The organism is Candidatus Colwellia aromaticivorans, from assembly GCF_003333305.1.
Taxonomy (GTDB): Bacteria; Pseudomonadota; Gammaproteobacteria; order Enterobacterales; family Alteromonadaceae; genus Colwellia; species Colwellia aromaticivorans.
In genome coordinates this window covers 72,055-90,413 of sequence record NZ_QOLD01000003.1, presented here as the reverse complement: position 1 = coordinate 90,413, position 18,359 = coordinate 72,055, and the positions used below count along the sequence as shown (strand labels likewise).

The 18,359-nt window shown below is 36.9% G+C and carries 17 protein-coding genes; 12 read left to right on the top strand and 5 right to left on the bottom strand.

The window, feature by feature from the left end; all coding sequences use genetic code 11:
• Positions 1–37 precede the first annotated feature (37 nt).
• From prfA to rlmM, 9 genes are all read left to right on the top strand, one after another.
• Positions 38–1,126: a peptide chain release factor 1 gene (gene prfA, locus DWA31_RS00410; protein WP_114324708.1), complete on the top strand. Its 1,089-nt coding sequence runs from the start codon at positions 38–40 to the stop codon at positions 1,124–1,126.
• Positions 1,127–1,156: 30 nt separating this feature from the next.
• Positions 1,157–2,041, top strand: a complete 885-nt coding sequence (prmC, locus tag DWA31_RS00405) for a peptide chain release factor N(5)-glutamine methyltransferase (protein WP_425451839.1) — start codon at positions 1,157–1,159, stop codon at positions 2,039–2,041.
• A 53-nt stretch (positions 2,042–2,094) separates the two neighbouring features.
• Positions 2,095–2,463, top strand: a complete 369-nt coding sequence (locus DWA31_RS00400) for a SirB2 family protein (RefSeq protein WP_114324707.1) — start codon at positions 2,095–2,097, stop codon at positions 2,461–2,463.
• A gap of 28 nt (positions 2,464–2,491) precedes the next feature.
• Positions 2,492–3,328, top strand: coding sequence for a tetratricopeptide repeat protein (locus DWA31_RS00395; protein WP_114324728.1), 837 nt, complete (start codon positions 2,492–2,494; stop codon positions 3,326–3,328).
• A 55-nt stretch (positions 3,329–3,383) separates the two neighbouring features.
• Entirely contained in the window at positions 3,384–4,643 is a 1,260-nt protein-coding gene (locus DWA31_RS00390; RefSeq protein WP_114324706.1) for a DUF819 family protein, read from the top strand.
• A gap of 191 nt (positions 4,644–4,834) precedes the next feature.
• A complete protein-coding gene (kdsA, locus tag DWA31_RS00385; RefSeq protein ID WP_114324705.1) occupies positions 4,835–5,677 on the top strand; it encodes a 3-deoxy-8-phosphooctulonate synthase in 843 nt (280 codons plus the stop codon).
• 192 nt (positions 5,678–5,869) lie between these two features.
• Positions 5,870–6,541: an alpha/beta family hydrolase gene (locus tag DWA31_RS00380; protein WP_114324704.1), complete on the top strand. Its 672-nt coding sequence runs from the start codon at positions 5,870–5,872 to the stop codon at positions 6,539–6,541.
• Positions 6,534–6,947, top strand: a complete 414-nt coding sequence (locus tag DWA31_RS00375; RefSeq protein ID WP_114324703.1) for a DUF423 domain-containing protein — start codon at positions 6,534–6,536, stop codon at positions 6,945–6,947. The genes DWA31_RS00380 and DWA31_RS00375 overlap by 8 nt, the downstream gene beginning before the upstream one ends.
• A gap of 76 nt (positions 6,948–7,023) precedes the next feature.
• A complete protein-coding gene (gene rlmM / locus DWA31_RS00370; protein ID WP_114324702.1) occupies positions 7,024–8,103 on the top strand; it encodes a 23S rRNA (cytidine(2498)-2'-O)-methyltransferase RlmM in 1,080 nt (359 codons plus the stop codon).
• An 80-nt stretch (positions 8,104–8,183) separates the two neighbouring features.
• On the opposite strand, the gene DWA31_RS00365 is transcribed toward rlmM, so the two are convergent.
• A complete protein-coding gene (locus tag DWA31_RS00365) occupies positions 8,184–9,191 on the bottom strand; it encodes an isocitrate dehydrogenase (RefSeq protein ID WP_114324701.1) in 1,008 nt (335 codons plus the stop codon).
• A gap of 231 nt (positions 9,192–9,422) precedes the next feature.
• Here DWA31_RS00365 and DWA31_RS17360 point away from each other — a divergent pair, with 231 nt between their 5' ends.
• Complete coding sequence (locus DWA31_RS17360) at positions 9,423–9,614, top strand: hypothetical protein (RefSeq protein WP_245942410.1); 192 nt, start codon at positions 9,423–9,425, stop codon at positions 9,612–9,614.
• Between the two features lie 101 nt (positions 9,615–9,715).
• Here DWA31_RS17360 and xni read toward each other — a convergent pair whose 3' ends face one another.
• The 3 genes from xni to DWA31_RS00350 all read right to left on the bottom strand — a co-directional run bounded on the left by xni (position 9,716) and on the right by DWA31_RS00350 (position 13,861).
• Positions 9,716–10,579, bottom strand: a complete 864-nt coding sequence (gene xni, locus DWA31_RS00360; protein WP_114324700.1) for a flap endonuclease Xni — start codon at positions 10,577–10,579, stop codon at positions 9,716–9,718.
• Between the two features lie 3 nt (positions 10,580–10,582).
• Positions 10,583–11,929: a nucleotide 5'-monophosphate nucleosidase PpnN gene (ppnN, locus tag DWA31_RS00355; RefSeq protein ID WP_114324699.1), complete on the bottom strand. Its 1,347-nt coding sequence runs from the start codon at positions 11,927–11,929 to the stop codon at positions 10,583–10,585.
• Positions 11,930–12,253: 324 nt separating this feature from the next.
• A complete protein-coding gene (locus DWA31_RS00350; RefSeq protein ID WP_114324698.1) occupies positions 12,254–13,861 on the bottom strand; it encodes a GGDEF domain-containing protein in 1,608 nt (535 codons plus the stop codon).
• A 276-nt stretch (positions 13,862–14,137) separates the two neighbouring features.
• On the opposite strand from DWA31_RS00350, the gene DWA31_RS00345 reads away from it, so the two are divergent.
• Complete coding sequence (locus tag DWA31_RS00345; protein ID WP_114324727.1) at positions 14,138–15,907, top strand: M61 family metallopeptidase; 1,770 nt, start codon at positions 14,138–14,140, stop codon at positions 15,905–15,907.
• Between the two features lie 192 nt (positions 15,908–16,099).
• Entirely contained in the window at positions 16,100–17,377 is a 1,278-nt protein-coding gene (locus tag DWA31_RS00340) for a bifunctional O-acetylhomoserine aminocarboxypropyltransferase/cysteine synthase (RefSeq protein ID WP_114324697.1), read from the top strand.
• 67 nt (positions 17,378–17,444) lie between these two features.
• Here the strand turns inward: DWA31_RS00340 and queF are convergent, their stop codons facing one another.
• Positions 17,445–18,305 (bottom strand): NADPH-dependent 7-cyano-7-deazaguanine reductase QueF, encoded by an 861-nt coding sequence (queF, locus tag DWA31_RS00335; protein WP_114324696.1) that lies wholly within the window; start codon positions 18,303–18,305, stop codon positions 17,445–17,447.
• Positions 18,306–18,359 lie beyond the last annotated feature (54 nt).

The following is an 18,359-nucleotide window of genomic DNA, read 5'->3' as shown; positions in this document are numbered from 1 at the left end:
TTTAGTTTTTTCCTCATTTTATACAAAGAATCTCTTAATGAAATCGTCCGTTTACCAAAAGCTTGAAGTGCTGGTTGAGCGCTTTGAAGAAGTTCAAGCCTTATTATCTGATCCTGAAACTATTAGCAACCAAGATAAATTTCGCACTTTATCTCAAGAATTTAAACGCTTAGATGAAGTAACCTCTGTGTTTAACCGTTATAAAAGTGCGGAAGATGATTTTGCTACTGCAGAGTCAATGCTAAAAGACGAAGATCCTGACATGCGTGAAATGGCGCAAGAAGAATATAAAGAGGCTAAAAAATCGCTTGCAGGCTTAGCTGATGAGCTTCAAATTTTATTACTACCTCGCGACCCAAATGATGATAATAACTGTTTTGTAGAAATACGTGCAGGCGCTGGCGGCGATGAAGCGGCTATTTTTGCGGGTGATTTATTTAGAATGTATAGTCGTTATGCCGAAAAGAAAGGTTGGAAAGTTGAAGTAATGAATTCCAATGAAAGCGAGCAGGGTGGTTATAAAGAAATAATCATGAAGGTTAACGGCGAGGGTGTGTTCGGCTATATGAAATTTGAATCAGGTGGCCATCGAGTACAACGCGTACCTCAAACCGAGTCACAAGGTCGAGTGCACACATCGGCTTGTACCGTAGTGGTAATGCCTGAAATTCCTGAAGCCGATGCGATTGAAATTAATAAAGCTGATTTAAAAGTTGATACCTTCCGCGCTTCAGGCGCAGGTGGTCAGCATGTTAACAAAACTGATTCTGCTATTCGTATTACTCATATTCCTAGTGGGGTGGTGGTTGAGTGCCAAGATCAACGCTCACAACATAAAAACCGTGCACAAGCTATGTCAGTTTTACAAGCACGCCTACAACAAGCCGAAGATGAAAAACGCCGTGGCGAAGAAGAATCATCACGCCGGAACTTAGTTGCTAGTGGCGATCGCTCAGAGCGCATTCGTACTTATAATTTTCCACAAGGGCGTATGAGTGATCACCGTATCAATCTTACCTTGTATCGCTTAAATGAGATTATTGAAGGTAATTTGCAATTGATCATGGAACCAATCATGCAAGAAAATCAAGCCGATTTACTGGCAGAACTTGCTGAACAGCATTAATTGAGTTGTATAATTTAAGTTGTATAGTATTTGAATAAAAATCCTAACCGCTTGCGTTTGATTGGTGATAACTCTATCGCCAACTTGACCGTTCAAGGGCAGCAATTATTAGCATCAAGCTCTGACAGTGCCAAGCTTGATGTAGAAATCCTATTAAGCTTAGTGCTAAAAAAATCGCGTAGCTATTTACTTACTTGGCCAGAAAAAAAGCTTAGTGATGAGCAGTTGCTTGAATTTATACATTTGTTATCTCGTCGCGCTCAAGGTGAGCCGATTGCTTATATAACTGGTATAAAAGAGTTTTGGTCATTACCTTTTGCAGTATCTGAAGCCACGTTAATTCCTCGACCTGATACCGAAACCTTAGTAGAGCTAGTTCTTGAACTTTATAGTGATAATAAACTCACAACTTGTTTAGATTTAGGTACCGGCACGGGAGCAATAGCACTAGCACTAGCAAGTGAAAAGGCAACATGGGAAATTGATGCGACAGATTTTAATATTGAAGCGGTAAAGCTTGCTCAACGCAATGCAAAGAATCTTAATTTAGCACAAGTACATATTTATCAAAGTGACTGGTTTGAGGGAATATCGAAAAATAAAAAATTTGATATCATCGTTTCAAACCCGCCTTATATTGATGGCGACGATATAAACTTAAGCCAAGGTGATGTACGTTTTGAGCCAAAATCAGCTTTAGTTGCCAGTGAACAAGGCTTAGCTGATATAAAACATATTGCTGATAAAGCACGATGTTTTTTAAATACTGATGGCAAATTATTTTTTGAACATGGCTTTGAACAAGGGTATGCAGTGAGAACAATATTGACTAATTTAGGGTATAAAAATGCGCAAACTAAGCAAGACTTAAATGGACATGAGCGTATCTCTTGGGCTATTTACCATCGTCTTTAACTTACTATAAACTTACATAATGTTAAATAATTACAGAAAATAGGAAACCTTTTATGTTTAAACATCTTCACATGACTTTAGCTGTGCTTAGCATTAGCTTATTTACGCTACGCTTTATATGGACATTAGCCAATTCATCGAGACTGCAAGCTAAATGGGTAAAAATAACGCCTCACATCATTGACACTTTACTGTTGACCTTTGGTGTAGTGATGGCAATTCAATATTCAATTAACCCTATTGAGCAATTGTGGTTGGGTGAAAAATTACTTGCTGTAGTCGCTTATATCTTTACCGGTTATTTCACCTTAAAACTTGCTCGTAATAAGCCAATGCAAATTATTGGGTATTTAGGAGCTATGGGTTGGGTCATGCTAATCGTACGTTTAGCCATGACCCGCGAACCGCTTTTCTTCGTCTAATTATTTAAGAAGAATTTTATAAATGGTTATGAATACACTGTTATTATCTGAATTAAAATCAGACGACAAAGATTTATTAGAAACCTTGGTACTGCTTGAAGAGCACATTTTTCAAGACATAGTATGTCAACCAATAAAGCATGATACTACTCAAGTTGATCACTCGCTCGATCCTTTAGAAAAAATCATTGAACAATGTCAGGCCGTAATAGCAGAAATTGAATCTCCATTAGAACAAGCAGAGATTTTGCTTAATGAACTGTATTATCAGCATTTATTTATTGATAAACATAAAAATGTTTGGCCATTAGACTCATTTAAAGTGGCAACAAGCCTAAATCAACGATTGATGTCTCCTATGGTTAAGGCTGTACTTGTTTGTGAAATTATAAATGCTTGTGGTTTTGTCACGGATTTAGTTTTTGTCCCAACAAAAGTGATGGTAAGACTTTGTTGCGATGAACAACATGCGATTATTTTTGATGCGGTTACGGGTGAATCACTTGATTGGCATGAGCTTGATTTACGTTTAGATGATCTTGAAGGTGACCCCAGTCAGCATGAAATTGCTAGTATGAACCGTCAAGCCATTTTAGTTGAACACCTTAGTGTATTAAAAAGCGCATTAATTCGTGATCTAGCATTTGATAAAGCCTTGTTGTGTGTTGATTTATTGTTGTCATTAAACCCTGACGATCCGCTACAACGGCGCGACCGTGGTTTTTTACTTCACCAATTAGATTGCTTTAAAGTAGCTGTTGATGATTATCGTTATTTTGTTGAACAATGCCCGAAAGACCCAGCAGCACAGTTATTGAAAATTCAACTTGATAACATCACATTAACGGAACCTACTTTTCATTAAAACTATTTGGATATGAATTCTTTCGTATAAAGATAAAAATTCATAGGGAGTCTAGATGTCAGCAGCACCATTGACAATTCCACTAATTACTAATGACGCCACAGTCCTAGGGTTATTGTCATTAATTTTAGGCTTCGTCTTTTACAGCTCAAATAGCGAACATCCGTTCTGGCAAAAATTTTATAAGTACGTACCCGCATTATTGATGTGTTATCTATTGCCTTCGTTATTAAATACGTTTGGTATTGTTAGTGCTGAAGTGAGCAAAATTGATGATGTTGCAAAATATTATTTGTTACCTGCCTGTCTTGTTTTGCTGACATTAAGTATTGATATTAAGGCTATTGGTGCGTTAGGTAATAAAGCAATAATTATGTTCTTTACTGGTACTATTGGTGTGGTTATTGGTGGCCCTATTGCTTTATTAACTACCGCAGCAATTTGGCCTGAATTATTAGGTGTAACGGGTCCCGATGCTGTTTGGCGAGGTATGGCCGCATTAGCGGGCAGCTGGATTGGCGGCGGTGCTAATATGCTTGCTATGAAAGAAATTTATGGTGCTGATGGCAAAATATTCACGATTATGGTGACGGTCGATATAGTCATTGCGAACTTATGGATGGCTTGCTTGCTCTATTTTGCTGCAAATCATCAACGTATTGATGCCAAAAGTGGGGCTGACACTTCGGGTATAAATAAATTAATTGATAGAGTTGAAGCCTTTGAGCGCGACCATGCAAGATGTCCAGAGTTAAAAGACTTTATTTTTATTCTTACTATTGCCTTTGGCGCGGCAGGTTTTGCTCATCTAGCAGCTGATTTTTTAGTACCATACTTTCAAATGAATTTCCCAGAACTTAAAAAATTTAGTTTACACAGTAAATTGTTTTGGATTATTGTGTTAGTAACTACTGTTGGCTTAATACTCTCTTTTACTAAAGTTAGACGGCTAGAAGCGGTTGGCGCCTCTAAAGTCGGTAGCAGCTTTCTTTATATTTTGGTTGCCACTATTGGTTTACATATGGATGTCACACAAATAGTTGAAGCGCCTAAATATATAGTTATTGGTTTGATATGGATGGCAGTGCATGTAGCATTGCTCTTTATTGTTGGTCGAATGATCAGAGCGCCTATTTTTTATTTAGCCGTAGGCAGTAAAGCTAATATTGGTGGCGCAGCATCCGCGCCAGTTATTGCCTCAGCATTTCATCCATCGTTAGCGCCTGTAGGTGTACTGTTAGCTGTATTAGGGTATGCATTAGGTACCTATATGGCATGGATTTGTGGGCAGTTGTTGAGAATCATTGGTAGTTAATTTTTTGTAAAGTTCATCTTGTTGCTGTATTACCCAATGTAGGCATCAAAAGTACTCATTGATAGTCATCAACTCCGTGCTTTTTCTTTGACATTGAATCATACAGCTTAAAGCTGATCCTTTACTTTGGTATATTTGTTAAGGAATGCTTTTTAAGGTTCTTTAGTAGAGCTTTTTATTAGGGAAAGGTTATGACAATAAAATCTGTTTCAGTTAGTGGTATAGAAGTGGCTAATGATAAGCCATTTGTGTTATTTGGCGGTATGAACGTACTTGAGTCTCGTGATTTAGCGATGAAAATTGCTGAACACTATGTTGAAGTGACGCAAAAGCTAAATATACCTTACGTGTTTAAAGCCTCTTTTGATAAAGCTAATCGTTCCTCTGTTCATTCTTATCGTGGTCCAGGCTTAGATGAAGGCCTAAAAATATTTGAAGAAATTAAAAGTACTTTTAATGTCCCCATTATTACTGATGTTCATGAACAGTATCAGGCACAACCGGTAAGTGAAGTGGTTGATGTTATTCAATTACCTGCCTTTTTGGCTAGACAAACTGATTTAGTGGTTGCTATGGCTAAAACTGGCGCAGTGATTAATGTAAAAAAACCGCAATTTTTAGCCGCGCATGAAATGAAGCATATCATTAATAAATTCGGTGAAGCGGGTAATGAAAATATCATTCTTTGCGAACGTGGCAGTTGTTATGGTTACAATAATCTTGTGGTTGATATGTTAGCGATGGATGAAATGAGGCAATACGCACCGGTTATTTTTGATGCGACTCACGCGTTGCAAAAACCTGGGGGGCGCACTGATAGTGCTGATGGAAGACGCGCACAAGCAGCTCAGTTAACACGTAGCGGCATGGCTATTGGTATTGCTGGATTGTTTATTGAGGCACATCCTGATCCTTCCATTGCAAAATGTGACGGACCTTGCGCTTTACCACTTGACAAATTAGAACCCTATTTAGCGCAAATGAAAGCCCTTGATGACTTAGTGAAAGGCTTCCCCCCCTTGATAACTGATTGAACAAATTGATTTTTTAGTTATATAGTTTTGAATTCAATTCATAAAGGGACGCAATACTTAAGTATTTCGCCCCTTTGTCGTTTTGATTAGTAGATAAACTCAGTGCGCTTAATTTACCCTTTTATGCTTTAGTTACTTTACATAGTAGGGGCAGATTAATAGTAAATTACCGATAGTCAGTTAAGTTGATTTATGGAAAATATAATCATTAGTAAAATTGAAAACACAGTAGACAACCCTATAGCGCAAATTATTTTTGCCCATGGTGCAGGTGCTGATATGCATCATGAGTTTATGGAGAAAGTCAGCGTATTATTAAATAAAGCCAATATTAATGTAGTGCGTTTTAATTTTCCCTATATGGACAAACGCATAGCACTGGGTAAGCGTTATCCACCTGATAGAATGCCCAAATTAATTGATTGTTATAAACGTGTTATTGATGATTTCTCTGTAGCCGACAGTCAACAAGCTATGTTGCCATTGTTTATTGGTGGTAAATCTATGGGGTCGCGTGTGGCGGCAACCATTGCCGCAGATGACGATATAGCAATGCTTATTCAAGGTGTTTTCTGTATAGGGTACCCATTTCACCCCACAAAAAAACCAGAGAAGCTTCGTTTAGAGCCATTACAAAACACGCAAAGAACCGTACTTATTCTACAAGGCGATCGTGATACTTTAGGCTCACAGGTTGAAATAGAACAGTATGAGGTATCACCGTTATGTCATACCATTTTTCTACCTGATGGCGATCACAGTTTAAAACCAAGGGTGAAATCAGGCTATACTCATCAGCAACATATTGAAACAGCGGTGAATGCTATCGTTACATTTATTAAAGAAGAAAGTGCTAATGATTGAAGAAATACAGGCTAAGGGTAGAATAATTAAATTTTTAATGATTTTTGTTGGTGTTAGCGGTTGCTTTTCTGTACTATTCGGCGCTTGGCTTGCCCATGGTGGACAAGCACTACCTATTGATGTGCAATCAAGGTTAAACACTGCACTGCAGTACCAGTTATTTCATACGCTGGCTTTGTTGGCAACACTGGTTTGGGCTATAACTAGCTCATCAGTTAAGGTACCCTCTAAAATATTGCTTAGTGCCGCTATTGGCTTTTTTGTCGGTATTTTGTGCTTTAGCGGCACTATTTATATCAAAACATTTTTCAGTTTTGCCCTTGTTGGTAAACTGACGCCATTTGGCGGAATATCATTGGCAATTGCTTGGTTGCTATTGTCGATTGAAGGTAAAAACAACTTATGACCTCTATCGTATTATATTGTCGACCGGGCTTTGGTAATAAATGGTTGAGTGCGAAAATTCAAGGTAAAATTAACTCATGACTTCTATTGTTTTATATTGTCGTCCAGGTTTCGAAAAAGAGTGTGGAGCTGAAATTCAAGAAAAAGCTTCATGGAATGAAATGTATGGTTATTTAGAGCTGAAACAAAACCAAGGTGTGGTTCTTTTTCACTTACATGATCCTGCTCATGGGGAAGCGTTAATAAAAAACCTTCCTCTTAAGCGTCTTATTTTTACGCGACAATGGTTTGTAACGCTCACTGATAAAATAGATTTACCAGAGTATAATCGCGTTGAAGCCATCGTTGAGGCATTAGGGAGTGAATGGCAATATGATGATTTACGTATGGAAACGCCAGACACCAATGACGGTAAAGCGTTAAGTAAATTTTGTCGTAAACTTGCAGTGCCTCTGCGTCAAGGATTACGTAAAGCTAAGGTGTTAACAGGAAAAGGTGATTCATTTAATCCAGAGCAAGATGGCTCAGTATTACACGCATTATTTTTAAGTGGTCAAGAAGTTATTCTTGGCTTTTCTTTGGCGCGAAATAGCTCACCACATGTCATGGGTATCCCACGTCTTAAGTTTCCCAGTCAGTCACCAAGTCGTTCTACGTTAAAGCTTGATGAAGCCTTTTTGTACTTTATTCCTCGAGATGAGTGGGATACACGATTAACGTCGGGTATGAATGCTGTTGACTTGGGCTCTGCACCCGGCGGTTGGACATATCAACTGGTTCGTCGAGGAATGATGGTCACTGCTATTGACAATGGCCCTATGGCTGAGTCTTTGATGGAAACAGGGCAAGTTAAGCATAAAATGATGGATGGCTTTAAATATGTGCCAATGAAACAAAATGTTTATTGGCTTGTTTGTGACATGATTGAAAAGCCACAACGTGTTGCTAAGCTGATGAGTGAATGGTTACTCAATGGTTACTGCAAGGAAGCTATGTTTAACTTAAAGCTACCAATGAAAGGGCGATATCAGCAAGTTACTGATGATTTGCAAACTATTAAAGATGCCTTTAGTGAGCATAAAGTGAAGTATGAATTGTACGCTAAACATTTGTATTATGACCGTGAAGAAATTACGGTGCATGCAAGACTGATTTAGTTTACAAATAATAAAAAAATGAGTTGCGAGTAATTTAAATACTCGCAACTGATTACCGTTATGCTTATAGTCTATCTAGCTTATAACCTTTCAAGTAAAGCTTCAGTAAAGTCGGTCGTACCATGAGTACCGCCCAAATCACGAGTAGTACGGTCGCCACTGGCAATCACATCTATTAGTGCTTTTCTAATTTTATCTGCTTTATCGCTCATTTCTAAATATTCAAGCATTTGTAGTGCAGCTAAAATTACTGAAGTAGGGTTTGCTAGGTTTTTACCTGCAATATCTGGTGCACTTCCGTGAACCGCTTCAAAAATCGCACAACCTTCACCAATGTTAGCTCCTGGCGCCATACCTAAGCCACCAACTAAACCAGCACATAAATCAGATAAAATATCACCAAAAAGATTGGTGGTAACGATAACGTCGAATTGTTCAGGATTCATCACTAATTGCATACAACAGTTATCAACAATCATCTCTGTTGATTCAATCTCAGGATAGCGCGCAGCAACTTCACGAGCAACTTTTAAAAATAAACCAGAAGTTGATTTTAAAATGTTAGCTTTATGTACCGCAGTTACTTTTTTACGACCTTCTTTGCGTGCAGTTTCATAAGCAAAGGTTAATATTTTTTCAGCACCATCGCGGGTAACAATACTCATCGCTTCAGCTTGCGTACCATCTTCAGAAACCACTTGGCCAGCACCTGAATACATACCTTGGGTGTTTTCTCGCACGGTTAAAATGTCGATATTTTCATAACGAGCTTTAGTGCCTTTAAAAGAGAGTACCGGACGTAAGTTTGCATATAATTTAAATTGCTTACGTAAAGTAACATTGATTGAAGTAAAGCCTTCACCCACAGGTGTTGTTAATGGACCCTTTAACGTTATTTTGTTTTTCTCGATAAGGTCTAGCGTTTCTTGTGGTACTAAATCACCATGGTTTTCTAACGCTGTTAAACCGGCATCAGCATATTCATAGTTAAAATTACAGCCTGCTTTATCTAATACTTTAATTGCTGCTTCAATGATGCTTGGGCCAATACCGTCGCCTGGAATAACTGTGATGGTTTGAGAGGTCATATTAATTGCCTTGTAATGGAAGGTTGTTTAGTTATAAATAGCTAGGGTCTGTTGATGTACTTTGATGATAACGATCGACTTTTTAACTAATAGATACTACTTACTGCTGTAATGGTGCGCTTTATATCATGTAAATTGATAGTAAGCGAGTTTGAAAGTTATCATTTTTAAATTATTTAACTTATTATCTGAATTTAGGTTAATAAGTACTTAACTCAGGAAGCATAACAGATTATATTAGGCAGAAACTATATCTGTATCAAAGTTACCTTAGCCGAATCCTTCGGACAGCGTTTGTTGGTCATTTTTACGGCGTTATCGCCTTTTTATGTAGAACAACCACATTACAAAGGCTCTGCCTTGTATAAATACCCAACAAGTCGCTGCAAAAGCAATCTCGAAAGATCAACAGACCCTAAGTAGCGTGGTGGTTGCTTATTCGTGTTTTTAATGACTTCCCAGTTTACGATTTATTTCTAAAACTTGCTCTTGAGTATAGATTGTTATTGCAATGATTTTTTTCATTAAAGCGCCTGATTATAGGGAGACTTATTGTTATCGCTCTTATCTGTTGATGTATCTAAACGAATATCTTTGAGGTTAAATCCAAGTGGAATATTTTGTTTTAGCGTGAGCAGTTGTCGGCTTAACGCTATTTGCTGTGAACTATTGTTAAGTTTTTCTTTGATTGCTGGCTTAATCTCAGTGCTGTTTAAAATAGCACTTAATGAACCATATTGATTTAGTAAACTTGCTGCCGTTATTTGGCCTATACCAGCGACACCTGGGATTTTATTAGTGTTATCTCCAGTTAATGTCCATAAATCAATAAGCTGTGTTGGTTTTATATCAAACTTATCTTTTACGTGTTGTTCGTCGAGATAACGGCGATTAAAATAATCGTAAATATGAATGGTAGGGCTTAATAAAGGTAGAAATCCTTTATCTGTCGAAACAATAGTGACATGTTGGCCATGAAGCGCCATTTTTGTTGCTAACGTTGCGATAAGATCATCGGCCTCATCTTCTTCAGACACTAATGAATCAACGCCTAGTTGTAAAAAAGCATCTTGAATGGTCGGTAATTCATCCGCAAGATGCGATGACATTTTTTTACGACCTTTTTTATAGTCAGCATAGAGCTTATAGCGCCAACATGGCTGTTGACTATCAAACACCGCAAGTGCATGGCTGGCTTGTTGATGGTTTAGTATTTTTTCTAATGCGTTAGTACAAGCATTTTGGGTATTAAATAAAACTTGTTTTTGCGTTTTTATTGCCAACTCATCATTTAATTGCATTTTGTTTTGAACAAAGGGACGTTCTTGTACCGCATAAATACGCCGGATCAAGTTTAACGCGTCAATTAACACTAAATGAGCCGACATTTATTATTCCTCAATAACACTATAACAAGGGACGTACTCGCTACCGGGTAATTTCATACGTTGTTGACTAACGAAAGATGCTAGTAACTTGTCCATTAAAGTCATAATTTCTTTATCACCTGATAGTTGAAAAGGGCCAAATTCTCTAATACTTTTAATACCACCTGATTTTACATTACCCGCGACTATTCCCGAAAAAACTCGACGTAAATTAGCAGCAAGCTTAGCCGTTGATAGATCATAACTAATATTTAACCCTGACATGTTTTCGTGGTTTGGTTCAAATGGTTGTTGAAAATCGCTTTCAATGGCTAAAGACCAGTTAAAATGAAAAGCATCGCCTGTTTCTTTACGGTAATCAAGCACTCGTACTAAGTCTTTAGACATTAATTGCGCTACTTGTTCTGCATCATCAATAATTATCTTGTAAAGTTTCTGTGCTTTTTCACCTAAAGTTGCGCCAATAAAAGCATCAATTTCAGCAAAATAGTCACTGGCGCTGCTAGGACCGGTTAAAATGATAGGAAGTATTTGGTTAACATTTTTTTCATTTAATAAAATACCTAAGATGTAAAGTAACTCTTCTGCTGTTCCCGCACCGCCAGGGAATATAATAATACCGTGTGATATACGAACAAAAGCCTCCAGGCGCTTTTCAATATCTGGCATTATCACCAATTCATTGACAATAGCGTTAGGTGGCTCGGCAGCAATAATACTCGGTTCAGTTAAGCCTAAATACCTACCTTCTTTATTTCGTTGTTTTGCATGGCCAATAGTCGCACCTTTCATTGGTCCTTTCATTGCGCCGGGACCACAGCCGGTGCAAATATTAAAATCTCGTAAACCTAATTGGTAACCAACTGCTTTAGTATATTTATATTCATAGTGTTTAATGGAATGACCTCCCCAACAAGTAACTAAGCGTGGTTCAGTTTCGGGTAAAATTGCATTTGCATTTCGTAATATTCCAAAAGTAGCATCAGTTAAGGTGTCAGGCGTACAGTGCATATTTTCGTAGCGATTATGGATAAATAAGATATCACGTAATACCGCGGATAAGTGTTCGCGAATTCCTCTAATTATTTTGCCATCAACAAAAGCAATTTTTGGTGGGTTTTTAAGATCTATTTTGACGCCTCGCTCACGTCTTAGCACTTCGATAGTAAACTCTTTATGCTGCTGATAAATAACTTCAGCATCATCGGTATGACTACCTGCATTTAGTACTGCTAGAGAGCAGTTTCTATAGAGGTTATAAAGCTCACTGGTTGATGAACGCTGAAGTTGATCTACTTCAGCTTGAGAGAGAATGTTCATATTACCAACAGGATTAAGCTGAGTATGCATAATAACTCCTTTTATGTTGCTGAACTGTAATATTTTACAAGTGCTATACCCGTAATCATTCAAAATGCTCGATTCAGAGTGCTTGAGCAATGCCAGTTTGAGGCGCGTCAATTAAATCATGGTTATTCCCTATTTCTTTGACGCAACAATGAAATGGGTTTGCTCAAGCGCTTCTACGATGGGGCTAAAAACGATTTATACGTCGTTATTTATTTTGTGAATGGAACAACCATTCTCTGTAATCAATGCCTTGTCTCAATCGTTTTTTTCTCCCACTGAAACATGCATTTTAAATGGTCACGGGTATTAATAGGTTAGTAATTATCACTTAAGATAAATTACTTGGTTTTTTCCTTGTTTTTTAGCTTTGTACATGGCTTGATCAGCACGTTCAAACGCAGTATGAATATTGTCATTATTGGTAATATGAGTAAAACCCATTGATAACGTTATGCTGACTTTATTGCTTTTAAACTTAAATGGTAATCGAGCAATGTGTTTATTTATAAGGTTTAGCTCATGGGTTAATGCTATCTCTTTCTTACTAGAGTAAATAAGTACAAATTCCTCTCCGCCATAGCGAGCTACAAAAACATCATCACTGACTTTCTTCGCTATAGTAGTAGCAATTACTTGTAAGGTTTTATCTCCTGCGGTATGACCGTAGGTATCATTAATATGTTTAAAGTCATCAATATCAATTACCACGATTGCTAAGTCAAAAGGCTTATGATGAAAACGCACCATCGCTTTAGTGAAGTATTCGTCGAATGCAGCACGATTACTTAACTTAGTTAAAGAATCTTGCATACTTTTACGTTGCTCTTCTGCCAGTTTTTTTGCAAATCCTTGTCTTTGTTCTTCTAGATGTTTAACTTTTTTCGACATGTTGTCTAGTTGACTTGCTAAGGCTTGCTGACTTTGCTGCTCAAACTTTTCTTTTATCTGTAAAGTTCCCGCAAGGCTTTTTAACTTAACATTAATATCAACCTTTACGTGCTCTAATGACATGGCTGCTTCTACTTTAGTGCTTAATTCTAATAATTGATTTTGCAATTTGTCATTGATTTTATTATTAGTGCTTTGTGAGTCATTGCACGTTGACAATGTTTCTTTAACCGAAGCTTGTACGTTTGATAAGGTTACGTTTAAGGTGTTTAAAAAGTTTTTAGCACTTTTACGTTCATTTTGATAGTCAGCGACAATAACATCAAATATTTCAATGAAATGTTGTAGTATGTCATCACTTTTAGTGTCATTAATAAGTTTTGTATTTAACGCTAACAATTTTTTCGTGTGTTGTGCTGATAAATGTAACTTACTTAAGCACACAGCTATTTGTTCAACAAGCTCAGTGTTAATCTCAAAGCTGTTATTATTTGTTGATTGAGTTTTGTCTATAAGTGATTGGGTTGCAGCAAGTAGTCTTCCTTTAGGGATATCTACTTTTGAACGTAAAGCTATATCGTAGAGTTCTATCAGTTTATTTAGTAAAGGGACGTACTGAGTTATGCTCTCTTTAGTTGATTGTGTTTCTTCTAATAAAGTACGTAATTGACGACGTAAATCATCAGGTAAGCCATTTGTTTTTTGTAAAATTTGCCCGGCATTATTAAATTGGTTATGCAAATGCGTTATATTTTGTTCATTGGTTACTGTGTGACGTTGTAATAGTTTTGATATTTCGGCTATTTTAAATTCAATGTCTGAAATAGGTGATGATTTTGTTAATAACACCCTAAGTTGAGCTAAACGGTTATCTAGTTCTAGATTAATGCCTTTCGATACTAGAGATAATTTGTTAATAAACTGTATTAATAAATTGGATTGATGACCAAAATCTTCTTCAAGTGACGCTCTAGATTCTATTGCCGCATTAAGTTTGTCTTTTAATGCCTGCATTTGGCTAACAGCAACAGTTTTGGTATTCATATAAAAAATAATCCTGTATCGGTAAGTTATCCAAAAAAAGTTAACTATCTAAATTGTTCGTATTTGATAATTTACAACATTATCAAATAGATTGTTAGTCAGCATTATATAAAATGCGAATATAATAACCTAATTTTAGTTTATTTTTTATTTACTCGTTAAACTATAGCAATACCATTTACTTTTCTAAAGGAAGTTTAGTTCGATATGTCTAAAGTTTCGTTTTTTTTCTTACCTATTAATAGTATTACTGCAGCGAAAAAAGCTGTAATAGTGATGCTATATTTTGTTCATTGCACTATTGCTCAAGCAAATGTCTCGGTAAACATTCGCATTGACCAGCCGCAACATCATTATGCTCAAATCACGATTAAGTTTGATAAATTTAATCGGCAGAAAACAAACTTTTATTTGCCTACGTGGCGTACTGGTCGATATGAAATTATTAATTTGGCTAATGGTATTCGAGAATTTTCAGCTATGGATGAAAGCGGAAATACACTCAAGTGGAAAAAAATTGATAAGGATACATGGCAAGTACAAGATACCTTAGATAAAAAGGTTGAAATTAGTTATCAAGTTTATGCTAATCAGTTAGGGCAACGAACTAGACACATTGATGACAGCCATGCATTTATTGATGCATCTACTGTTGTGATGTATAACGATTCGACACGATATCAAAAGCATCACATTTCTTTAAACGTTCCTGCATCATGGCGAAGTGTTTCAGGGCTTGAATTAGGCACTGAACCTCATCAATTTATTGCAAAAAATTATGATGTTCTCGCAGATTCTCCTATTGAAACTGGCATAAATGAGCATTATAAGTTTAGTGTTGATAGTCTTAATTATGAATTAGTTATTTGGGGGAAGGGTAATTACGATAGTGCTAAAATGGTGGCTGACTTAACAATGTTAGTACAGCAAAGTAAGCATATCTGGCAAGGGTATCCATTTGAACGTTATGTTTTTATGGTACACGCAACAAGTGGCGCACGAGGCGCAACTGAGCATTTAAATTCGACCATTATTCAGCGTTCACGTTTTCAGTTTTCTAGTCGGAAAGATTACCTAGGTTTTATCTCAACGGCAGCACATGAGTTTATTCATACGTGGAATGTTAAACAATATCGTCCTAAGGGGCTAGTACCTTATGATTATCAGCAAGAAAATTACTCTACTTTACTTTGGGTAAGTGAAGGTTCAACTAGCTATTTACAAAATCAATTGTTGCTTCGCGGTGACTTAATGTCCAGTGAAGAGTTTTTGGAAAGCTTAGCTAAATGGATTACTGGTTATATCCATAAGCCGGGAAGACAAAGTCAAACGGTGGCAGAAGCAAGTTTTGATAAATGGTTAGAAGAAGGTGGAGACTACGACAAAAACCATAGTGTGAATATTTATTCAGAAGGCTTTTTAGTTTCTTGGTTGTTAGATTTTTCAATCATTGAAAAAACTAATTTAGAAAAAAGTTATCGTGATGTTCATAATATTTTATATCAAAATCATAAAATACCAAAAAGCTTTGATGAAGCTGATTTAGTCGCTATTCTAAAACAGATGACCGGTGACGATTATCAATATTGGTGGCAGGAAAATGTGCATGGTTATGCGAAAGTAGACTTTGATCAATTGTTAGCTAAAGCAGGTTTAACTATGTTTTATGGCGATAAAGAAAATAGTAAACAGCAAGCTTGGACTGGCCTTAAAACTAAGTTGTCGCCTAATGGGTTGCAAGTAACAACCGTTGAAAAAAACAGTCCTGCTTGGCAGGCCGGTTTTATGGTCGATGACATAATTGTTGCTGTTAATGGCTTACGGATGGTAGATAAAAATCTGAGTAAACGGTTGACAAATTTTCAACCCAAAGATCAACTACGTTTAACTTATTTCCGTAGAGATGAGCTGGATACGCGTAGGATTGTTTTAGGGACAATTCCCGAGGCTAAACTGAAAGTTATTCCGTTGGAACAGGTTAGTAAAAATCAAAAGGCTTTTTTCAAACAATGGACGGGCATAGATTTTCCTAGCCCTAATCAATAATTATCAATTATCAATTATAAGTTTTAATAAAAATCGTATTGAGCGATTAGGCAAACGCTCAACACAGTTTGTTGGCTTATAATTAAATAATTACCCTTAAGCACTATATTATCTTGTTGAATTATTTGATTATTGGTTACTATGGGTGAATCATCACTCTTTTATACAATAACAATTCAATTGGAGATTTTTATGCGTAGAGAAACCGCAGCCATTCATGCTGGCTATAGCCCTGAGCAAACGACTAAAGCCGTTGCCGTTCCTATTTATCAAACCACAAGCTATGCTTTTGACGATACTCAGCACGGTGCTGATTTATTTGATCTTAAAGTAGAAGGTAATATATATACTCGTATAGGTAATCCAACCCAAGCTGTATTAGAGCAACGAGTAGCTGAACTTGAAGGCGGTATTGCTGGTTTAGCGCTAGCATCAGGTATGGCTGCAATTACCGCAACGATTCAAACGATAGCTAAAGTAGGTGATAATATTGTTAGTATAAATAAATTATACGGTGGTACGTATAATTTATTCGCTCACACTTTTCCTCAACAAGGCATTGAAGTTAGATTTGCCGCCCACGATGATTTTACCGCATTAGAAAACCTGATTGATGAAAACACCAAAGCGGTTTTTTGTGAAACCATCGGTAATCCATCAGGCAATATTGCTGATATCGCTAAAATGGCTGAAATAGCACATAAACATGGCGTACCATTAGTGGTTGATAATACAGTGGCAAGTCCAGTACTTTGTCGTCCATTTGAGCACGGCGCAGATATTGTTGTACATTCGTTAACTAAGTATATTGGTGGTCACGGTACTTCTGTTGGCGGTATTATTGTGGATTCAGGAAACTTCCCTTGGAGCGAACATAAAGAGCGCTTTGCACAATTAAATAACCCTGATCCTTCGTATCATGGCGTAAGTTATACCGAAACATTTGGCGCAGCAGCATTTATTGCTAGAGCACGGGTTGTGCCGCTTCGAAATATGGGTGCTGCAATTTCTCCAATGAACGTATTTTTGATTTTACAAGGTCTAGAAACGCTACCACTTCGAATGGAACGTCATTGTTTTAACAGCCAAAAAGTTGCTCAGTATTTAACTGAGCATGATAATATATCTTGGGTTAACTATTCAGGTTTAGAAACATCAAGTGACTATCAATTAGCGCAAAAATATTTGCCAGAAGGTAGTAGTGGTATCTTAAGTTTCGGCATTAAAGGTGGTGAAAAAGCCGGTGCAAAATTTATTGATGCGCTTAAACTTGTGGTACGTTTGGTGAATATTGGTGATGCTAAGTCATTAGCTTGTCATCCTGCCTCTACTACTCATAGACAACTTGATGAGCAAGAATTAGCAAAAGCGGGTGTGAGTAAAGAAATGGTGCGTTTATCTATTGGTATTGAACATATTGATGATATTCTTGCTGATCTTACCCAAGCACTTGCTGCTAGCCAAGTATAGCCGTTAGCCAAAAGACAAGCGCTTAGCATATTGTTATTGTTTGAAACTTGAAACTCGAAACTTAACTTTACTGTCTTAATGTTCTCATGATGGGAGCACGCGTTAAATGCGTGCTTCTAAATGGGTTAATATCTAAACCGCCTCGGCGGGTATAGCGGGCAAATACCGTAAGCTCTTCTAATTGGCAGTACTTCTGTAGATCACAAAAAATACGTTCAACGCATTGTTCATGGAATTCATTGTGTTGTCGAAACGATATTAAATATTTTAATAAAATAGCGTGATCGATAGTTTTACCTTTATAGTCAATATAAATGCTGGCCCAATCGGGTTGATTGGTAATTAAGCAGTTTGATTTTAATAAATGACTAACTAGTTTTTCTGCTACGTTGTCAGTGGGTGAGTTAGCTTGTGCTTTATTAAGAAGCTCAGCCTGATATTCGTAACTTTCAATGGTAACGTCTTCTTCATCAATGCAAACAGTATCAGGTGTAGCTGGTTTCATAGTCAGAGCAGGACATTGATCAACGGTAAATAATGTCACTTCAGCTTGCGTTTGAGCGGTAGCGGATAAGTCTTTAATAAGGGTTTGTTTAACGTCATTGATACTGGAAAATTTACTTTGATTAAAGCTATTCAAATATAATTTAAAGGATTTTGATTCAACTAAATTTGGACTAGTGCAAGGGAAGCGAAATTCGGCGACAGCAACAACTGGTTTACCTTTAGCGTTTAACCAGGATAATTCATAGCCATACCAAACATCTTCACCGATAAAAGGTAATTCATTACTTTGTAAAGATAAGTCATCTCTATTTAAGCTTCGAGGTACCGCTTGTAATAAGTTTGGGTTATATTCACTGCAATACTCAGTGCTTTTACCAAGTGTTAAACTGTTTAATTCTTTTGAGTTTAGGTAAGTTGCCATAAAATTTTTCTATCGTTTGCCAGGGTATACAATAATATTATGGCTATTTTAAAG